The following is a 15,697-nucleotide window of genomic DNA, read 5'->3' as shown; positions in this document are numbered from 1 at the left end:
GGAGTTTAACAGACCGTTAGCACTTCGACACGTTTCCATGAACGATCATTCACAAATCGGAAGCGCACATTCAGGTCGTACAGGTGGGCACCGTAAATGCGATCTTCCTCCCGCCCCCGGCGAAAGGAAGGGCGCGGGTCATAACCCACGACATCCTCAATCAGGGGGCGCAATGCCGGGTAGTGTTCCGGTGGCAGCTCGAGGATCTGCTGCTCCGCTTCTGGCAGGAACACCACCTCCAGCCTTTCTTCAGTGGGCGGTGAATCGGCCCAGCCCAGGGTGGCCTCCGGCACGGAATCGGCAAAGGGCAGGTAGGGCTTGATATCGAGAATCGGTGTGCCGTCGATCAGGTCATGATCGCTGATGCGAAGAATGAGCTGGCCATCTACCCGCAAAAGCCCCTCATTGCGAACCACCGACAGGCCAAGACTGTTGGGACGAAATGGCGAACGGCTGGCAAACACGCCCATCTTCCGGTTACCGCCAAGCCGGGGAGGGCGCACCACCGGCCGCCACTCGGCACGCACCGCCTCATGAAACTGAAAGGTGAGCCACAGATGGCTGGCGGTCTCCAGACCCCGGAACGCATCCTCCCGGTCAAACGGCGACTGGATGACCAGATCGGCCCGGGCATGGCGGGTCAGCCCCGGCTGGCGCGGCACCCCGAACTTGTCCCGGAAGCAGGAACGGGTAATGGCAACCGGGGTGAGCGTGAGGGCCTCGGCGGCAGGTTTTGAGGGGTGTCGGGACATCTAAAACTCCGGAACGGAACACCGCAAACTCCGGGGTCAGAAGAACGCCGTCTTCTGACCCCATGTTCAGCGTCTAACCCGGGGTCAGATGAAAACCTTCATCTGACCCCTCTTTCAGCTTAACCCGGAGTCAGAAGAAAACCTTCATCTGACCCCTCTTTCAGCTTAACCCGGAGTCAGAAGAAAGCGTTCTTCTGCCCCCTGCTTCAAAGGCGATCACCTTCAATAATACCGGAGAAAAACATCTCCACCCGGAAAATCACCGAAGCCCGGTCCTTGGAGCTCTCCTCCCTGGGGAATTCCAGCGCCGGAATCAGCTCGGCATACAGCCAGTTGCTGTGCAGCCGGTACCGAAAGGTCAGGTCCCCGAACACCGAGGTGGTGCGCCAGGAAGGCTGGCTTTCGCCCAGCACCCCCAGCCGGGGCGTGACAACCAGCCGGTTATTTGTACGCTTTCGCAGGCTGAAAATCTGCGCAGCCACAAATTTCCGGTCCCGGTGCACCCATTCCAGCTCGGATGAGGACCGAAAGTACCAGCCTTTCCCCACCGGCCGCCCGGCATCAATCCAGGTTCGCTCCCCCCAGCCATCCTGGTGGAAATAATAAAAGCGTTGCTGCGCGTTCAGAACCCACTTGTCGTCCAGCCGCCACCGCTTCTTCGCCGTCGCCCGCCAGAAGGCATCCGCGGGAATCCGCAGGCGCACACCCACGTCATTGGAGAAATTGATGGCGTCACCCACCTCCGTCAGGTAACGCAGGGCGCCCGTGGCTTCAGTGTCTGAGCGTTCAGGCTCGGTAAGTTGCCGGTAGCGCTGGCGTTCCTCGAGGGGAATCAGCTCCTCGCTTTCGCTCTCAATAACCAGCCGAAGTTTTTGCTTGGTTGTCGGAATATCCAGCCGGAACCGCGCCTCCGGCTTAAACTGCGCCGGATCTCCATATTCCGACTCGGTGGCAAAACCAATGCGCAGGTAGCTTTCATTATTGGGAAGATCGTAGTTGCTGCCTGAAAGCGTTCGGTCTGCCCACTGGCCCAGGGACTGGATTCTGGGGCCCTGGACGCGCTCCTGGCGCAGAACCCAGTTACTGAATTTCAGCCAATACGAATCCCTGGGCTCTGCCCAATACTCATCCGGCTCAAAGGTGTAAAACCCAATAGGCAGGGCCTCCGGCGACAGAATCTCGGCCACAGATCGCTCCTTCACCTCAAACACCCGCTCGATGCTGTAGCTGGGAGAAGGGAAAGTCAGAGTGAACGCAGCCGCCAGACCTGCAAGCCGGAAGCGGAAAGACCCGTCAGCCAAAATCCACCAACAATCGTTCATGCAGCTCACGCACCTGGCGCGCCACCTCATCCAAAGGGCGGTTATTGTCAATTATAGCGTCCGCACGCCCAAGCCGCTGCTCCCGCGGCATCTGCGCCGCAATAATCCGCTCAACCTGCTCACGGGAGTTCGTGTCCCGGGCCATGGTGCGTTCGATCTGGACATCTGTGGGGACATCGATCACGACAATGCGATCAACGAGTTCGTGTTGGTCGGTCTCGAGGAGGAGAGGGGAGACCAGAAGCACATAGGGAAGCTGGTAATTGTCCGGATGTAACTGCCGAATCAGTTCTTCCCGAATGATCGGATGCAACAGCGACTCAAGCCAAGCCCGCTCTTCGGGCTCCTGAAAGACGATGGTACGAAGCTGGCCCCGATCCAAAGCACCCTCGGCAGTCAAAATCCCCTCGCCAAAATGCTCCGCAATCCGCGCCAGCGCAGGCGTGCCCGGTTCAACAACCTCCCGGGCCACATCATCGGCATCCACCCAGTGCACCCCCAGATCCCCAAACAGGCGCGCCACCGTTGACTTACCGGAGCCGATGCCACCTGTCAGTCCAACAATTTGCAAATCCTTTACTCCCGCTGAAAATGGGGTCAGAGCAAAAACTCAGGGAGTTTTTGGTCAGACCCCTTGGCCGGCCGGGGTCAGACCAAAATCGCCAAGCGATTTTGCTCTGACCCCATTTTCACCAGCACCTACCCCGTCAGACCCCAAAATCAAACCCCCAAAAACCCAAACCAGAACCCCTGAATCTCACTACCAAACCAAAGGCAAAGCAACCCCGCCGTAGCCAGATAAGGCCCGAACGGAATCGGCACTTCCCGCCCATGCTTCTTGAACACCATCAGGCTGATACCCACAACCGCACCAACCACCGAGGAAAGCAGAATCACCGCCGGCAACAGCTGCCACCCCAGCCAGGCACCCAGAGCGGCCAGCAACTTGAAGTCGCCATGCCCCATGCCTTCCTTCCCGGTCACCAGCTTGAACAGCCAGTAAACCGACCACAGGGAAAGATAGCCAGCCACCGCGCCCCAGAAGGCACTGGTAAAGTCCGTCAGCACACCAAAATAATTCAGCACCAGCCCCAGCCACATCAGGGGCAGGGTGATGTTATCCGGCAGCAGCTGGGTATCGAAATCAATCACGGTAAGGGCCACCAAAGCCCACACCAGCAACAACGCCCAAAGCGCAGACTCATTGGCCCCAAGCAGGGCGACCGTAACCACGGAAAACACCGCGGTTACCGTCTCAATCAGCGGATAGCGGGGCGAAATCCGAGCCTTGCAGGAGGCACACCTGCCCCGAAGCACCAGATAGCTCACCACCGGAATGTTTTCCCAGGCACGAATGCCATGGCCGCAGGAGGGGCAGGTGGAAGCCGGCCTGGAAAGAGTTATACGCTCGTCCTGCTTGCGCTGCTTCTCAGGCAACTCCAGAAACTCCTCGCACTGGCAGCGCCAGTCCTGGTGCATCATCTTCGGCAGCCTCAGAATCACAACATTCAGGAAGCTGCCGATGCAGAGGGAAACCAGGGTAACGGTAAGGTAAAGCAGCCAGGGGGTAGAAAGAAAGGTATCCAAAGTAAGCATCAATTGACCGAAAAGCAGCTTGGCGAACTCGGGGTCAGATGAAAGCCTTCATCTGACCCCACTTTTACGTGAACTCGGGGTCAGAAGAACGCTTTCTTCTGACCCCTATTTCGAACCCGGGGTCAGATGAAGTTTTCATCAGACCCCATTTTCATCAGACCCCATTTTCACTAACCAACAACCTGCCCCATCTGGAAGATCGGCAGATACATCGCAATAATCAAACCACCCACCAGCACACCCAGAACCGCCATAATCATCGGCTCCATCAGCGCGGTGAGGTTATCAACCATATCGTCCACCACTGCCTCATAATGCTCCGCCACCTTGGCCAGCATCTCATCCAGGTTACCGGATTCCTCACCGATCGCCGTCAGCTGAACCGCCATAACCGGAAAAACATCCTGCTGGCGCATCGAAGCCTGCAACTGGGTACCGCTGGAGACATCGTTCTTGATGCGGTCGATGGCATCGCGGTAAACCGCATTACCTGTAGCGCCAGCCACGGAATTAAGCGCATCCACCAGGGGAACACCTGCAGCAAAGGTGGTAGAGAGAACACGGCCGAATTTTGCGACGGCGGATTTGTCGAGGATTTCGCCGACGACAGGCAGTTTCAGGACGTATTTATCGACAAGGTCCGAGAATTTCTGGGACCGGCGAACAGCCTCTTTAAATAGAAAAATTGTGCCGATGATTCCAAGGAGAACGACAAACCACCAACTCTGCATCCACTCAGACAAGTGCACAACCATCTGAGTAAACACCGGCAACTCCGCGCCGAAACCCTGGAACAGGCTCTCAAACTGAGGCACAACTTTCACCAGAAGGATGGCCGTAACAATAATTGCCACCACGACAACGGCAATCGGGTAGGTCATTGCCTTTTTAACTTTCTTCTTCAAAAGCTCGGTTTTTTCAAGATAGGTGGCAATCCGGTCGAGCATCGTCTCGAGCGCACCGGCCTTCTCACCCGAATCCACCAGGTTGCAATATAAGTCGTCAAAATGCTTGGGATGCTTACGAAGAGCCCCGGCAAAACTGGTACCCGAAGCAATATCATTCCGGATACTCATCACCAGTTCCTGAAGCCCCTTGTTCTCCAGGCCATCCGCAACAATGTCAAAGCTCTGAACCAGAGGCACACCGGCTTTCATCATGGTTGCCAGCTGCCGGGTCAGCATCGCGATATCAAACGGCGTGATCTTCTTGCTGCCGCCAAACAGCGGTTTGGGTTTTTTTCTGACCTTATCCGGAATAATGCCCTGCTTCCTGAGTTGCGCTTTTACAAGCGCAAGGTTTGACCCGGTAAGCTCACCCTTGGACTTGTTACCCTTCCGATCCTTCCCTTCCCAAACGTACGATTCCAGCTTCTGCGCTTTCTCTGCCATGCTTAATCCTTCGTCACGCGGTTGGCTTCCTCAAGACTGGTAACCCCCTCAACAACTTTGCGAAGAGCGGATTGCCGCAATGTCCGGAAGCCCTCTGCCTGAGCCTGCTTTGCAATTTTGATGGAGCTGGCTTCTTCCATAATCATATTCGCCAGCTCGTCGGTAATCTTGACCACCTCGTAAATACCGACGCGGCCTTTATATCCTCCATTGCATTTATCACAGCCCTTGGGGCGGTACAACGTGAAGCCTGTATCAATTTGTTCCTGTGTGAACCCTTCCGCCAAAAGCACGTCTTTCGGAATGTCCGCAGCCTGTTTGCAGGAATTACACAGCCTCCGGCCCAGGCGCTGGGCAATAATCAAGCTAACCGACGTGGCAATGTTGAACGAGGGTACACCCATGTTCATCATCCGCGTGAGGGTTTCCGCCGCGCTGTTGGTGTGGAGTGTTGAAAGAACAAGGTGGCCGGTTTGTGCCGCCTTGATGGCAATGTTTGCGGTTTCCAGATCCCGGATCTCACCCACCATGATCACATCCGGGTCCTGGCGCAGGAAGGCTCGCAGGGCCTCGGCGAAGCCAAGGCCCACCCTGGTGTTCACGTTTACCTGGTTGATGCCCTCAAGGTTGATTTCCGCCGGGTCTTCCGCCGTGGAAATATTGATACCCGGCGTGTTCAGAATGTTCAGCCCGGTATAGAGGGAAACCGTCTTACCGGACCCGGTCGGGCCGGTGACCAGAATCATACCCTGGGGCTGAGCAAGGGCATCCATGTACAGTTTTTTCTGGTCTTCCTCATACCCAAGCACATCAATGCCGAGCTTGGCCTGGCTCGGATCCAGAATCCGCAAAACGATTTTCTCGCCCCAGAGGGTGGGCAGTGTGTTCACCCGGAAATCGATCGCCTTGGTTTTCGACAGCTTCATCTTGATCCGGCCGTCCTGAGGCACCCGGCGCTCGGAAATGTCCAACTGGGCCATGATCTTTACGCGGGCCGAAATTTTGGGTGCCAGCTTGATGGAAGGATGGGAGACCTCTTTCAGAATGCCGTCGGTGCGGTAGCGCACACGATAGATCTTCTCGTAAGGCTCGAAGTGAACATCCGAGGCGCCACCACGAATGGCATCGAGCAGCATCTTGTTCACGTACTTAACAATGGGCGCATCATCAACTTCGCTTGCGGTTACCGCGCCATCGTCTTCCTGCTCGCCGCCTTCGGTTTCAACGCCTTCAAGGTCCGAGTCGTCCAGGTCTCCCATCGTGGTGTCCTGGGATTCCAGATACTTGTCGATGGCCTCTCTCAGTTTGGCGTCGTCGACCAGAATGGCGTCAGTGCTCAAGCCTGTGTTGAACTTGATTTCATCCAGCGCCTGGATGTTCGTCGGGTCTGAAACCGCAATGAACAAACGATTCCCGCGTTTGTAGAGTGGGAGAGCGTTGTGCTTTCGGATCAGTTTCTCGTCTACCACCTTCTCGGGCATCATTTCCGGCAGGAAGGCGGAAAGATCCAGAACCGAAACCCCGAATTCCATAGCTGCTGAAAATGCAAGCCTGGAGCTGTCTGCCAGACTGTTCTGGGTGAGGTAGGTGATTAAAGGAATCCGGTTCTGAGACGCCTGGAGAAAAGCGTCTTTTGCCGTTGCCTCGTCAAGGAGCCCGTCGTCCACGAAGCGCCTCGCAAGGCCGGTAAGCGTGATATTGCTTTTGTTGGTAGACATAAATTGAATAAGGAACGCAGCCTAAGTTACTGAAACCGGTGTTTTGTCAATTGCAGTGAGTTTAGATGGCTAGAAAGCGTTTGGAAAGCTGATTGCCCTGGCGCCAACCCCAGCCGTCAAACCCCGGGGTCAGAAGAAAGCCTTCTTCTGACCCCACTTTCATTCTTCTGACCCCACTTTCAGCCTTGGAGCCTTCTTCTGACCCCATTTTCAGCCGTAGTGCACCTGTGGCGACTAAAACCGGTGACCAAATTTGTCACCCACTGACGCCACCGGGCAGCTAAAGCCGCCACCTACCGAGGTGTGACCTGGCTCACAAAGCCTTGCAGGGTGCTGAAATAATTGACGTATTTCCAGGAAATTTGCACTTCATCAATATTGGCACAGCCGGTGCATTAACTCTGGCAGGCTCAAAACACCGGTCACGGGGCACGGCTCCACCGGCCCCGGGCCAGACAGAGTTGATCAACGACAAACACAGAGGTCAATAATGAAGAACATTCAAATGAATCACGCTCAGAAGGGTTTTACCCTGATCGAACTGATGATCGTTGTTGCGATTATTGGTATTTTGGCGGCAGTGGCTATTCCGCAGTATCAGAACTACATTGCCAGATCTCAAGTTACACGTGTAATGCAAGAGACCGGTGCGGTGAAAACTGCGGTGGAGGCTTGTATCAATGATGGCCGTCTTGTTCTGGGTACTGGTGCCGGTCAGTGTGATTCGGGCGCGACGGGGTCCAACCTTATAACTGGTGCTATCCAGGGTGCTGGTGCTCTTGCCATCCCTGTGGGAACTGGTGTGCCTCAGTTGCCAGATCCTTTGACTGCAACCTCGACAATCACCGCAACGTTTGGTAATAATGCCGCAGCGGTTCTACAAGCTGGCCCGTCAACCCTCACATGGACACGTACTGCCAACGGCACTTGGACTTGTGCCACAACAGCGCCAGCCAATCTGCGTCCTACAGGGTGCCAGTAATAGCATTGAAGGAAATAATAATATTGCTGGACATAATGATTCTGTAAATAACGATCATCATGGACATGTATAATAAATTGTGAATGAATTATGGGCAGGCACAACATAGCCTGACCCGATCCCCAAAGGCCCGGAGGTTTCGATCTCCGGGCCTTTGTCGTTTCTAGATCTGATCATGGACAGGTGCCTGTGATCATGGACAGGCACTGATCTGACCTGATCCACCAAAAGCCCGATGATTTATTTCTCGGGCTTTTGGTGCATGCGTTACCCAATATTCGAACAATCATCGAACAATCATGGACAGGCACAACTTAATATAGCAGGCCAAAGAATGAATTCGCGTCGGCGTCAAGACTCATCTTTGCTGGTGCAGTCGGATTAAGCCAATAAAACTGAGCTACGCGATCTCAAGAAGGCGATGAAAACAGTTAACATGCACGATGAAAAAAACCGATTGTCTCAACTGGTGGAAAAGCGGCCAGGGGGCATTAATTATCGTCAGGGCGAGCAAGCCCTTGGCCCGTGCCTTTGCTTTCGACAGCCCTGAGCCTGTTCGGAAAGTTTAGTCAGATTAGAGGAACAGCAAATCGTCGATAATATTCCGCTGTTCTTTAATTCCTGTTCTCGGCCACGCGCAAAAAATGAAAAACAAATCTTTCCCGGTTTTGGTTCCGGTTTTCGCTCTGTTATTCGGTTCAGTCCTCTTTGCCGACTTTATTCCATCGGTCTTTGGCGCTTATGCGGATCAGCGGGTTTTGCTCTCGTTGTTGCTGATTGCCGCGATTGTCCTGGGGCTTGGGAGGCTGTCATATAACGGGCAGCTGGCGTCCATAGTGCCAGAGCTATGGCCGTTTCTCCTGCTGGTATTCAGCTTCCTCCTTGCCGTGCTGCAATATCACTCCGGGCCTTTTTATCTGGTGGAGCCGGTGTTTTATGCGCTTTATTTCCTCGCCTTTGGCATCAGTGGCTACGTTATCCGAACAGAGGGCCTGGCTCGGGAGGCCGCTCAGGCGCTGGTAGTGGTGGCTGCAGTAGCCTGTTTCTTCTATGCAGCGATGACGATTACGGTTTATCTGTTCGCCATTACCGACGATTTCTCCCGGCTCGACCAGATTATTCCGTGGGGCTTTGTAAATATCCGTTACTGGAGCCACATAGCGACCTGGGTGGTACCGCTGTTTCCATTATTTCTTCTGGTTGTGCCCTGTAAACGAAACAGGCTCTGGCGGCTGGGTGCAGCATTTACGGGCGCTATATGGTGGTGGCTGCTGTTCCTGTCATCGTCCCGTGGTTCCATGGTTGGCTTGCTCTTTGGTTTTGTTCTGGTGTGGGCCTGCTTTGGAAGAGCGGCTCTGCCCTGGATAAAGTTGTTCGCCAGATTTGCGGTTTACGGTCTGGTCGCCTGGCTCATCCTGTCAGTGGTTATTCCCAGCCTCGTGTTCGATGAGATTCAGGTTCGTGGGCTCAAGGCTGACAGCTCTGGTCGTATGCCCTTATGGCAAGAAGCCTGGGCTATGAGTTTACTGCACTTCCCGTTCGGCATGGGCCCCCAATCGTGGCTGACCCATGACATTCTGACAGACGCTTACCGGGCATCCCGGAAGTTTGGGCACCCTCACAACATGTACCTGATGTGGGCAGCGGAGTATGGGTGGATTTCCATAGTGGGCCTGGCTCTCCTGTGCTGTTTTGCGTTGCGACATTGGTGGCGTCAGGTTGCAGTGGTTCGGGCCGGTCAGGCCCCCAGCGGTCTGTTATTGGTGGCGTTCACGGCCTCGGTGTTGTCCGCTCTGGTTCACGCCGGGGTGTCGGCGGTGTTCATCGCACCAGGGTCCATGTTAGTGGGGGTGGCAATACTTACGGTTTTCTGGGCGCTCATGAAACCGGAACCCGCGCAACCAAGAGATCTGATCATGGACAGGCACTAACCCGAACAATCATGTAGATCTGATCATGGACAGGCACTAACCCGAACACTAACCCGAACAATCATGGACAGGCACAACTTAATATAGGGGACCAAAGAATGAATTCGCGTCGGCGTCAAGACTCATCTTTGCTGGTGCAGTCGGATTAAGCCAATAAAACTGAGCTACGCGATCTCAAGAAGGCGATGAAAACGGTTAACATGCACGATGAAAAAAACCGATGATCTGATCATGGACAGGCACTAACCTGACCTCACAGCAATCATGGACAGGCACCAACAATCATGGACAGGCACAACAATCATGGACAGGCACAACTTAATATAGCAGGCCAAAGAATGAATTCGCGTCGGCGTCAAGACTCATCTTTGCTGGTGCAGTCGGATTAAGCCAATAAAACTGAGCTACGCGATCTCAAGAAGGCGATGAAAACGGTTAACATGCACGATGAAAAAAACCGGTTGTCTCAACTGGTGGAAAAGCGGCCAGGGGGCATTAATTATCGTCAGGGCGAGCAAGCCCTTGGCCCGTGCCTTTGCTTTCGACAGCCCTGAGCCTGTTCGGAAGTTTAGTCAGATTAGAGGAACAGCAAATCGTCGATAATATTCCGCTGTTCTTTAATTCCTGTTCTCGCCACGCGCAAAAAATGAAAACAAATCTTTCCCCGGTTTTGGGTTCCGGTTTTCGCTCTGTTATTCGGTTCAGTCCTCTTTGGCCGACTTTATTCCATCGGTCTTTGGCGCTTATGCGGATCAGCGGGTTTTGCTCTCGTTGTTGCTGATTGCCGCGATTGTCCTGGGGCTTGGGAGGCTGTCATATAACGGGCAGCTGGCGTCCATAGTGCCAGAGCTATGGCCGTTTCTCCTGCTGGTATTCAGCTTCCTCCTTGCCGTGCTGCAATATCACTCCGGGCCTTTTTATCTGGTGGAGCCGGTGTTTTATGCGCTTTATTTCCTCGCCTTTGGCATCAGTGGCTACGTTATCCGAACAGAGGGCCTGGCTCGGGAGGCCGCTCAGGCGCTGGTAGTGGTGGCTGCAGTAGCCTGTTTCTTCTATGCAGCGATGACGATTACGTTTATCTGTTCGCCATTACCGACGATTTCTCCCGGCTCGACCAGATTATTCCGTGGGGCTTTGTAAATATCCGTTACTGGAGCCACATAGCGACCTGGGTGGTACCGCTGTTTCCATTATTTCTTCTGGTTGTGCCTGTAAACGAAACAGGCTCTGGCGGCTGGGTGCAGCATTTACGGGCGCTATATGGTGGTGGCTGCTGTTTCCTGTCATCGTCCCGTGGCTCCATGGTTGGCTTGCTCTTTGGTTTTGTTCTGGTGTGGGCCTGCTTTGGAAGAGCGGCTCTGCCCTGGATAAAGTTGTTCGCCAGATTTGCGGTTTACGGTCTGGTCGCCTGGCTCATCCTGTCAGTGGTTATTCCCAGCCTCGTGTTCGATGAGATTCAGGTTCGTGGGCTCAAGGCTGACAGCTCTGGTCGTATGCCCTTATGGCAAAGAAGCCTGGGCTATGAGTTTACTGCACTTCCCGTTCGGCATGGGCCCCCAATCGTGGCTGACCCATGACATTCTGACAGACGCTTACCGGGCATCCCGGAAGTTTGGGCACCCTCACAACATGTACCTGATGTGGGCAGCGGAGTATGGGTGGATTTCCATAGTGGGCCTGGCTCTCCTGTGCTGTTTTGCGTTGCGACATTGGTGGCGTCAGGTTGCAGTGGTTCGGGCCGGTCAGGCCCCCAGCGGTCTGTTATTGGTGGCGTTCACGGCCTCGGTGTTGTCCGCTCTGGTTCACGCCGGGGTGTCGGCGGTGTTCATCGCACCAGGGTCCATGTTAGTGGGGGTGGCAATACTTACGGTTTTCTGGGCGCTCATGAAACCGGAACCCGCGCAACCAACAATGGCCGCCTATGCCACTCAGTCAAGGCTCCCAAGAATGGCGGGATACGCCCTCACTGTGGTGTTTCTCGTCGCCAGCACGGTTTGGTTCGGTGAAGTGCTCAGATACCGGCAGGCGATGGCTGACGATCTTGATTATTACCAGAACGAAGTCTCACTCGGCCACCTTCCCCGGTTCTGGTTTCACGGGTATTTTCCGAGGCATCTCAGCCAGATGCCGCCTCAAAAATAATGGGTTATGAGCGATACGCATAATCTGGCCGGTCTTTTGCCTCAGTCGAGGTAATAGACATCTGAACTCAGGTGCAATTTTTATTATTATGCAACGAAAAAACGCCGGAAATCTTGGACAGGCACTGGTATTCCGACAGGCACTGGTATTCCACCTCCGGGCCTTTGTCGTTTCTGGGTACGCATATTTCAACGTTACGTTAAAAACTCGGCCTACACCGCGCTGAGAACTCCGCGTTCTGCCATTGATGGCCATCAAAGCCCGGCCATCGCCCACGGTCGATTCCCAGCCTGTGGCCGGTCCTGAAGAAGAAAGGTTTGAAAGGAAAGGGCTCAGGCCGCCCGTCGGCGTTCCTTGCGGTAATCCTGGTATGTCGCCTCAAAGCGCGTGGCCCGCTCGCACCATCGCCCTGGATCCAGGTTCAACCGTTCCAGTATCGGCAGGGCTTTCTCATCGATTACACCGCGCTTGTCGCTGCGGCTGATCCGCCCGGTGCAATCCACCAGTTCCAGATAATATTCAAAACCAAACAGGATGCCCCGCTGAGGCCCGTTGCGAATGACGCCCTCAAAGCCCAGTAAGGGTTTCGGCGGTACGCAGAAGTTATTCAGGGCTTGTTGTTCGATCTGGTTCTGAATGGCCTCGGCCAGATTAAAGCTGGGTTGGATTCGCTCCTTGAGGCTGGTGTGGTCTGAGGCTTCGGGGGTATCGGCAATGGCCGCCCGAATCGGGTTCAGGTCGACATACGCCATGCAGGACAGTACGGCTTCTTCGGTGTCCAGTGGATAGGACTTGAATCGGCTTTCCCAAAAGTGGCCGGTACAGTTGTCTTCCCGGTTCGCTTGGCGAGCAATGGGCTCGTTCAGGCACTTCATAAACCAACTGAGGTCTGCCAACCGGCTGCGGTCTGGGCTGAGTTTGACAACCAGGTGAATCTGTTACGCACTGCCGGTAGATAGGGTATCGGTCTCGCCCGTTAGGTTACTGGTTCATCGGTGAGGTGGTGGTCAGTGGCTGTGGTAGACTTCAGGTATTGAGACAGGAGACCCCATGGCAACGAATCACCACGACACCGGTTACAAGGAGCTGTTCAGCCATCCGGAATTTGTCCAGCAATTAATTGAAGGATTTGCACCTTCTGAGATTGGTGAGCTGATGGACTTCCGTACCCTCACAAACCATAGCGGCAATTACATTACCCCGTTGTTTGAAGAGAAGTTTGAAGACGTGGTGTGGTCGGTGGACATCACCTGGGAGGGTGTGCCCCAGCAAGTGTATTTGTATATTCTGCTGGAGTTCCAGTCTCGCGTGGATCACACCATGCCTATCCGGTTGATGCACTATGTGGCCTGTTTTTATGACCACCTGTTGAAAACCAGGGTGACAACGCCAGGTGGTGGATTACCTCCGGTATTCCCCATCGTGTTGTACAATGGATCGCAACGGTGGACTGCCCGGCAGGATGTGTATGAGCTGGTTCAGCCGGAACCACCGGGTTTCCTGCGTGTCTATCAACCACATTTGCGGTATTACCTGGTGGATGAAGGGCGCTATACGGATGAGGAGCTGGGCTTGCGCCAGACACCGTTAAGTGGGGTGTTTGGTGTGGAGAATGCCGGTCACAGTTGGGAGGCGTTACAGCAGGCGGTGGATCGGGTGGTTGCGATTATCCAGTCAGACCCGAACAAGGACCGTACCGATAGAATCATTACCCGCTGGCTCAAGCGGCATTTGAGTCGGCTTGGAGCCGAGATCCACCTGGATCAGCTGAACAGTTTGGTGGAGGACAGAGATATGTTGGCAGAGAATCTGGAGAATCTGGTAAAAAAAGAACGGCTTGAGGGGCGTCAGGAAGGGCGTCAGCAAGGGCGTCAGGAAGGGCGTCAGGAAGGGCGTCAGGAAGGGCGTCAGGAAGGGCAAGATGAAGCCAGGAAGGAGGCTGCACGCAATCTAATCAGACGTACTGAGATGAGCGACCAGGTGATTGCCGAGATTGCTGGTTTGGCTGTGGAAGAAGTTAGTCAATTAAGGTCAGAGACCAGGCACTGATCTGGATTTCGGCAAACCATCAATATGACGAGGGCAGCTTATCGCAGCCCTCACTGCGGTGTTTCTCGTCGCCATCATCGGCATATTGGCCGCTGTCGCGATACCCTCCTATCAGCGGAGGCTTGGACAGACAGGCACTAGCCTGGCCAGAACCCAAAAGGCCCGGCGGCTCCGACCCCCGGGCCTTTGTCGTTTCTGGCTTTCGGTTTCACTGCGTTTATTCAGGCGTTACGGTAAAAATGCCCGACATTCCAGTGATAATTCCGGTCATCAGCAACGTTCAGGCAAGCGAAATCCTCGGCAGGCATGGCCGATAAACGGCTTTTAAAAGAAGGAGAGGGGGAAGCTAGGCCGCTCGTCGCCGCCGTCCAGGATCTCGGTAATCCTGATAACTGCTCTCAAACGCCGTGGCCCGGTGGCACCACCGGTCCGGGTCCAGATTCAGCCGTTCCAGAATTGGCAGCGCCTTCTCATCAATAGCGCCGCGTTTGTCACTCCGGATGACCCGACCAGTGCAATCAACCAGTTCCAGATAATCTTCAAAACTGAACAGGATGCCGCGTTGAAAGCCATTCCGAATCACGCTTTCAAAACCCAGCAGCGGTTTCAGTGGCACGGAAAAATCGTTCAACGTCTGCTGTTCCGTTTGTCTTGCAACGGCTTCTGCCAGATCAAAGGTGGGATGAATACGTTCTTTAATGCTGGTGTGGTCGGAAGTTTCCGGCGTTTTGGCCATGGCAGCCCGGATGGGGTTCAGGTCCACATAGGCCATGCAGGAGAGGAGGGCTTCTTCGGTGTCTAAGGCTTGAGACTTGAACCTACTTTCCCAGAAATGTCCGGTACATTCGTCTTCCCGGTTGGCTTGCCTCGCAATTGGCTCATTCAGGCATTTCATAAACCAGCTCAAATCCGCGAGCCGCTGCCGGAAGGTTTCCGCATAATCGTTAACCCGCCGAAGTTCTGCAGCGCACAGCTCATCGCCCCGCTGATACCGCTGAACCAGTGGCGGTCCCTTGTGGAGGCTGCACCAGCGTGCCAGTACTTCATCCATATTCCACGGTTCCACTTCATCCGGGCTGAGTTTCACCACCAGGTGGTAGTGGTTCGACATCACCGCGTAAGCGGCCACATCTACTGCAAATACCGACGCCAGCAGCCGTATTCGCTCCTCAATCCAGCCCCGCCGGTGCTCGTAGCAACGCCCTGTAGTGTGGTCTTGACCGCACAGAAAGGTTCGGCGAACGCAACGTGAGATCACGTGGTAGAAGGGCGTATCTGAAACGCTGACCAGCTCTGCTCTGGCTTTTGGCATGGTGAAATCCTTGTCTTCCGTGACTGTTGACAGTATAGCCTTTATGTACAAGTATACAGCTGTATAAATAAACAGCAATAGATGTGAGCATCGCGTGCATATAGATTGCAGTAGATATAGCTTCAGAGCTATAATCTGGGTGGCTTAATGTGGAATATTAAAACAACTCACCGGTTTGACGATTGGTACCACTCGCTTGGCGATGCGGACAGAGAGAATGTCCTGGCGGCGATACTGGTGTTAAAAGAGAAAGGTCCGATGCTATCCCGGCCACACGCCGACAGCGTTTATGGATCTGAACATAGCAATATGAAAGAGCTTAGGGTTCAGAGCAAAGGCAGACCCATTCGGGCGTTTTTTGCATTTGATCCATCTCGCACTGGCATAATTCTCTGTGCTGGCGAGAAATCGGGTAAAGACAAACGGTTTTACGATGAGATGATTCCAGTGGCAGATCGAGAATTCACCGCCCATTTGGAAGAGCTCAAGGGAGGCAATTGAT

General features: G+C 54.4%; 14 protein-coding genes. 6 read left to right on the top strand and 8 right to left on the bottom strand.

Annotated elements, in window-relative coordinates:
• Positions 1-5 precede the first annotated feature (5 nt).
• The 6 genes from tsaA to pilB all read right to left on the bottom strand — a co-directional run bounded on the left by tsaA (position 6) and on the right by pilB (position 6,779).
• Complete coding sequence (gene tsaA, locus D0851_RS05660) at positions 6-752, bottom strand: tRNA (N6-threonylcarbamoyladenosine(37)-N6)-methyltransferase TrmO (RefSeq protein WP_117617747.1); 747 nt, start codon at positions 750-752, stop codon at positions 6-8.
• A gap of 206 nt (positions 753-958) precedes the next feature.
• The gene (locus D0851_RS05655; RefSeq protein WP_227539458.1) at positions 959-2,074 is read right to left on the bottom strand and encodes a hypothetical protein; all 1,116 of its coding nucleotides are present in this window, start codon (positions 2,072-2,074) and stop codon (positions 959-961) included.
• Positions 2,046-2,645, bottom strand: coding sequence for a dephospho-CoA kinase (coaE, locus tag D0851_RS05650; RefSeq protein ID WP_117617745.1), 600 nt, complete (start codon positions 2,643-2,645; stop codon positions 2,046-2,048). Before coaE ends, D0851_RS05655 begins: the two co-directional genes overlap by 29 nt.
• A gap of 149 nt (positions 2,646-2,794) precedes the next feature.
• Positions 2,795-3,670, bottom strand: a complete 876-nt coding sequence (locus tag D0851_RS05645) for a prepilin peptidase (RefSeq protein WP_117617744.1) — start codon at positions 3,668-3,670, stop codon at positions 2,795-2,797.
• Positions 3,671-3,840: 170 nt separating this feature from the next.
• Positions 3,841-5,061 carry a type II secretion system F family protein gene (locus D0851_RS05640; RefSeq protein ID WP_117617743.1) on the bottom strand — a complete coding sequence of 407 codons (1,221 nt, stop codon included), beginning with the start codon at positions 5,059-5,061 and terminating at the stop codon, positions 3,841-3,843.
• A gap of 2 nt (positions 5,062-5,063) precedes the next feature.
• Positions 5,064-6,779 carry a type IV-A pilus assembly ATPase PilB gene (gene pilB / locus D0851_RS05635; protein ID WP_117617742.1) on the bottom strand — a complete coding sequence of 572 codons (1,716 nt, stop codon included), beginning with the start codon at positions 6,777-6,779 and terminating at the stop codon, positions 5,064-5,066.
• A gap of 490 nt (positions 6,780-7,269) precedes the next feature.
• On the opposite strand from pilB, the gene D0851_RS05630 reads away from it, so the two are divergent.
• The 4 genes from D0851_RS05630 to D0851_RS05610 all read left to right on the top strand — a co-directional run bounded on the left by D0851_RS05630 (position 7,270) and on the right by D0851_RS05610 (position 11,834).
• The gene (locus D0851_RS05630) at positions 7,270-7,761 is read left to right on the top strand and encodes a pilin (protein WP_413773546.1); all 492 of its coding nucleotides are present in this window, start codon (positions 7,270-7,272) and stop codon (positions 7,759-7,761) included.
• 644 nt (positions 7,762-8,405) lie between these two features.
• Positions 8,406-9,692, top strand: a complete 1,287-nt coding sequence (locus tag D0851_RS05625; protein ID WP_117617741.1) for an O-antigen ligase family protein — start codon at positions 8,406-8,408, stop codon at positions 9,690-9,692.
• 711 nt (positions 9,693-10,403) lie between these two features.
• A complete protein-coding gene (locus D0851_RS05620; protein ID WP_117617740.1) occupies positions 10,404-10,832 on the top strand; it encodes a hypothetical protein in 429 nt (142 codons plus the stop codon).
• Between the two features lie 381 nt (positions 10,833-11,213).
• On the top strand, positions 11,214-11,834 hold the full coding sequence (locus D0851_RS05610) for an O-antigen ligase family protein (protein WP_162893690.1): 621 nt from the start codon (positions 11,214-11,216) through the stop codon (positions 11,832-11,834).
• A 332-nt stretch (positions 11,835-12,166) separates the two neighbouring features.
• Here the strand turns inward: D0851_RS05610 and D0851_RS05605 are convergent, their stop codons facing one another.
• Positions 12,167-12,709, bottom strand: coding sequence for a hypothetical protein (locus tag D0851_RS05605; protein ID WP_227539457.1), 543 nt, complete (start codon positions 12,707-12,709; stop codon positions 12,167-12,169).
• A gap of 175 nt (positions 12,710-12,884) precedes the next feature.
• On the opposite strand from D0851_RS05605, the gene D0851_RS05600 reads away from it, so the two are divergent.
• Positions 12,885-13,883, top strand: a complete 999-nt coding sequence (locus D0851_RS05600; protein WP_117617737.1) for an Rpn family recombination-promoting nuclease/putative transposase — start codon at positions 12,885-12,887, stop codon at positions 13,881-13,883.
• A gap of 346 nt (positions 13,884-14,229) precedes the next feature.
• On the opposite strand, the gene D0851_RS05595 is transcribed toward D0851_RS05600, so the two are convergent.
• On the bottom strand, positions 14,230-15,195 hold the full coding sequence (locus D0851_RS05595; RefSeq protein ID WP_117617736.1) for a transposase: 966 nt from the start codon (positions 15,193-15,195) through the stop codon (positions 14,230-14,232).
• A gap of 147 nt (positions 15,196-15,342) precedes the next feature.
• On the opposite strand from D0851_RS05595, the gene D0851_RS05590 reads away from it, so the two are divergent.
• Positions 15,343-15,696 (top strand): type II toxin-antitoxin system RelE/ParE family toxin, encoded by a 354-nt coding sequence (locus tag D0851_RS05590; RefSeq protein ID WP_117617735.1) that lies wholly within the window; start codon positions 15,343-15,345, stop codon positions 15,694-15,696.
• Position 15,697: the final 1 nt, after the last annotated feature.

The organism is Marinobacter sp. Arc7-DN-1, from assembly GCF_003441595.1.
Classification (GTDB): Bacteria; Pseudomonadota; Gammaproteobacteria; order Pseudomonadales; family Oleiphilaceae; genus Marinobacter; species Marinobacter metalliresistant.
This window is presented reverse-complemented; position numbering and strand designations above follow the sequence as displayed.

Bases quoted from the DNA above. Each gene is read 5' to 3' on its own strand.
- tsaA (WP_117617747.1), bottom strand. From the start codon at position 752: ATGTCCCGACACCCCTCAAAACCTGCCGCCGAGGCCCTCACGCTCACC.
- D0851_RS05655 (WP_227539458.1), bottom strand. From the start codon at position 2,074: ATGAACGATTGTTGGTGGATTTTGGCTGACGGGTCTTTCCGCTTCCGG.
- D0851_RS05645 (WP_117617744.1), bottom strand. From the start codon at position 3,670: ATGCTTACTTTGGATACCTTTCTTTCTACCCCCTGGCTGCTTTACCTT.
- D0851_RS05640 (WP_117617743.1), bottom strand. From the start codon at position 5,061: ATGGCAGAGAAAGCGCAGAAGCTGGAATCGTACGTTTGGGAAGGGAAG.
- pilB (WP_117617742.1), bottom strand. From the start codon at position 6,779: ATGTCTACCAACAAAAGCAATATCACGCTTACCGGCCTTGCGAGGCGC.
- D0851_RS05630 (WP_413773546.1), top strand. From the start codon at position 7,270: ATGAAGAACATTCAAATGAATCACGCTCAGAAGGGTTTTACCCTGATC.
- D0851_RS05625 (WP_117617741.1), top strand. From the start codon at position 8,406: ATGAAAAACAAATCTTTCCCGGTTTTGGTTCCGGTTTTCGCTCTGTTA.
- D0851_RS05610 (WP_162893690.1), top strand. From the start codon at position 11,214: ATGAGTTTACTGCACTTCCCGTTCGGCATGGGCCCCCAATCGTGGCTG.
- D0851_RS05605 (WP_227539457.1), bottom strand. From the start codon at position 12,709: ATGAAGTGCCTGAACGAGCCCATTGCTCGCCAAGCGAACCGGGAAGAC.
- D0851_RS05600 (WP_117617737.1), top strand. From the start codon at position 12,885: ATGGCAACGAATCACCACGACACCGGTTACAAGGAGCTGTTCAGCCAT.
- D0851_RS05595 (WP_117617736.1), bottom strand. From the start codon at position 15,195: ATGCCAAAAGCCAGAGCAGAGCTGGTCAGCGTTTCAGATACGCCCTTC.
- D0851_RS05590 (WP_117617735.1), top strand. From the start codon at position 15,343: ATGTGGAATATTAAAACAACTCACCGGTTTGACGATTGGTACCACTCG.